At 71.9% G+C, this 2,391-nt stretch carries 2 protein-coding genes; both read right to left on the bottom strand.

Features of this window, described 5'->3' with window-relative positions; genetic code table 11:
- Window positions 1-691, bottom strand: a 691-nt coding sequence (locus G3I65_RS07610; protein WP_160695452.1) for a transposase family protein, incomplete at its 3' end; no start/stop codon positions are given.
- Between the two features lie 67 nt (window positions 692-758).
- On the bottom strand, window positions 759-2,391 hold a 1,633-nt coding region (locus tag G3I65_RS07605), incomplete at its 5' end, for a beta-ketoacyl synthase N-terminal-like domain-containing protein (RefSeq protein WP_160695451.1).

Raw genomic sequence — 2,391 nt, 5'->3', positions numbered from 1 at the left:
TGGTCAGCGGCCGGCGGGCTTCGGCTTTGTAGGGAGTGAGCACGATCTGCTCGCACGGTCCCTCACAGTCCGGGCATTCGCGGGTGGTGCGGACGTCTTTGTGCCAGCCGTGGAAGCCTTTGTCCCCGGCCGGGGTCAGGCCGTGGGCGTGCAGGTGCTGGCGGATCCGCAGCCGGCGGGCGGCGGTGATGTCGGCCGTCTTGCCCGGCAACGCCGCCGACACCCACAACAACCGGCCGGTCTCGTCGGTCAGGGCGAGCACGACCAGGCCGTGATGTCTGTGTTTGCCGTTGTAGTTGGCCCGGTTGGCTTTGCCGGTGCGGCGGCGGGTCCGGATCAGGGTGCCGTCCACCAGCACCACCGCCGCGGCCCGGGCGGCCTGGCGTCGCAGGACCCGGTTCAGGCGGGCGGCGCGGACGGCGAGCAGGGTGATGACTTCCAGCACCCACCGCCGGACCGTAGAGGCGGACACGCCCATGCCGGCCCCGAGGTGGGTCAGGCGCGGATCGTCGCGCAGCACGGCCAGGACGACCAGTGCCTGCTGGGCGGGGCCGGCTTTGCGCCAGCGGGACCGCAACCGCTGGCGGTGGGCACGGATCAACCCCGCGACCAGCTGCAGGGTCTGTCCGGACAGTGGAAGGGTGACCTGGTAGGAAAGAGGACCGAAGCCCTCGGCGGATGGTTGACTCACATCTCGATCCTGCCGAGGGCTTCACCTATCTCCAGGTTCGCCACGCTGGTCCCAGCGGCACTTCGTGTCACCACAGGCAACCACCACGAACCCGACACCCTGACCAGCCACAACCAGGATGAAACAACCCCAATGTGGCCTTCGGTGCGTCAGACGCACCCAAGGCGGCCTTCGGTGCGTCTGACGCAACCAAGGCCACATTGGGGCGCTCCGGGGCTTCGAGGATCACGTGGGCGTTGGTGCCGCTGACCCCGAACGACGAGACCGCCGCCCGGCGCGGACGGCCGGTCTCCGGCCACGGCCGGGCTTCGGTGAGCAGCTCGACCGCTCCGACCGCCCAGTCGACGTGCGGCGAAGGCTCGTCGACGTGCAGGGTCGCCGGCAGCACGCCGTGCTTCATGGCCTGGACCATCTTGATCACGCCCGCGACGCCCGCCGCGGCCTGCGTGTGCCCGATGTTCGACTTGACGCTGCCCAGCCACAACGGCTCCGCGCGCTCCTGCCCGTAGGTGGCCAGCAACGCCTGCGCCTCGATTGGGTCACCCAGCGAGGTTCCGGTGCCGTGCGCTTCGACGGCGTCCACATCGGACGGTCGCAGCCGCGCGGACGCCAGCGCCGCGCGGATCACGCGTTGCTGGGCCGGGCCGTTCGGCGCGGTGAGGCCGTTCGACGCGCCGTCCTGGTTGACCGCCGTCCCGCGGACCACGGCCAGGATCGGGTGGCCGAGCCGTTTGGCGTCGGAAAGCCGTTCCACCAGCAGCATTCCCGCGCCTTCAGCCCAGCCGGTGCCGTCGGCGGACGCGGCGAACGACTTGCACCGCCCGTTGCCCGACAGCCCGCCCTGGCGGCTGAACTCGAGGAACGCGGTCGGGGTGAACATCACCGTCACGCCGCCGACCAGCGCCATCGTGCACTCGCCCGAACGCAGGGACTGCGCGGCCAGGTGCAGCGCCACCAGCGACGACGAGCACGCCGTGTCGATCGTGACCGCGGGCCCTTCCAGCCCGAACGTGTAGGCCACGCGCCCCGACGCGACGCTGCCGGCGCTGCCGTTGCCGAGGTAGCCCGCCAGGTCGTCCGGCACGGCGGTGAGCCGCGAGACGTAGTCGTGGTACATCAGCCCGGCGAACACGCCGGTCCGGCTGCCCTTCACCGAGCCCGGGTCGATGCCCGCGCGCTCGAAGGACTCCCACGCCGTCTCGAGCAACAGCCGGTGCTGCGGGTCGATCGCCATGGCTTCGCGCGGCGAGATGCCGAAGAACTCCGGGTCGAAGCGGTCGGCGTCGTAGAGGAAGCCGCCCTCGGGCACGAAGTCGGTGTCGGGCAGGTCCCAGCCCCGGTCGGTGGGGAATCCCGAGACGCCGTCGCGGCCGTCCGCGACCAGGTCCCAGAACTCCTCCGGCGAGCTGACGCCGCCGGGGTAGCGGCAGCTCATCCCGATGATGGCCAGTGGTTCGTCGGCCGGGGCGGCCGCCGTGACCGGGGCGACCGGCGCGGCCGTCCCGCCCAGCTCGGTGACCAGGTGCTCGACCAGCGCGGCCGGGCTCGGGTAGTCGAAGATCAGCGTCGCGGGCAGCCGCAGCCCGGTCGCGCCGCCGAGGCGGTTGCGCAGCTCGACCGCGGTCAGCGAGTCGAAGCCGAGGTCCTTGAAGGCGCCGTCGAGGTCGACCGCGGCCGCCGAGCCGTGCCCGAGCACGGCC

Source organism: Amycolatopsis sp. SID8362 (genome assembly GCF_010550475.1).
GTDB classification, from domain to species: domain Bacteria; phylum Actinomycetota; class Actinomycetes; order Mycobacteriales; family Pseudonocardiaceae; genus Amycolatopsis; species Amycolatopsis eburnea.
The sequence above is the reverse complement of the archived record's forward strand: the minus strand, read 5'-3'. Positions and strand labels throughout refer to the sequence as shown.